We start from the raw sequence: 362 nt of genomic DNA, 5'->3' as shown, positions 1-362 counted from the left end.
CTCGAGGATCGCGACGTTGGTGATGCCGTGCTCCTTCGCGAGGTAGTACGCGGTCGCGAGGCCGTGGCCGCCGCCGCCGACGATCACGACGTCGTATTCCTTCTTCGGTTCCGGGCTCTTCCACTGCTTCTCCCAGTTCTCGTGATACGAGAGGCCGTTGCGGAACAGGCTGAATATCGAGTAGCGGCTCATGTTAGTGATCCTTCGTTAGCATTCGATGACGTTCACGGCGAGGCCGCCGCGCGACGTTTCCTTGTATTTCGTCTTCATGTCGGCACCGGTCTCGCGCATCGTCTTGATGACCGAATCGAGCGACACGTAGTGCTGGCCGTTACCCTTGAGCGCCATGCGCGACGCGTTCA

The 362-nt window shown here is 60.2% G+C and carries 2 protein-coding genes; both read right to left on the bottom strand.

Annotated features, from left to right (window positions below; all coding sequences use genetic code 11):
• The coding region (locus SB816_RS30190; protein ID WP_410548016.1) for an FAD-dependent oxidoreductase at window positions 1-192 on the bottom strand (192 nt) is incomplete at its 3' end.
• Window positions 193-207: 15 nt separating this feature from the next.
• Window positions 208-362, bottom strand: a 155-nt coding sequence (locus tag SB816_RS30185; protein WP_410548017.1) for an L-serine ammonia-lyase, iron-sulfur-dependent, subunit alpha, incomplete at its 5' end; no start/stop codon positions are given.

The sequence above is a fragment of the Achromobacter sp. SIMBA_011 genome, from assembly GCF_046535435.1.
GTDB classification, from domain to species: domain Bacteria; phylum Pseudomonadota; class Gammaproteobacteria; order Burkholderiales; family Burkholderiaceae_B; genus Achromobacter; species Achromobacter dolens.
This window is presented reverse-complemented; position numbering and strand designations above follow the sequence as displayed.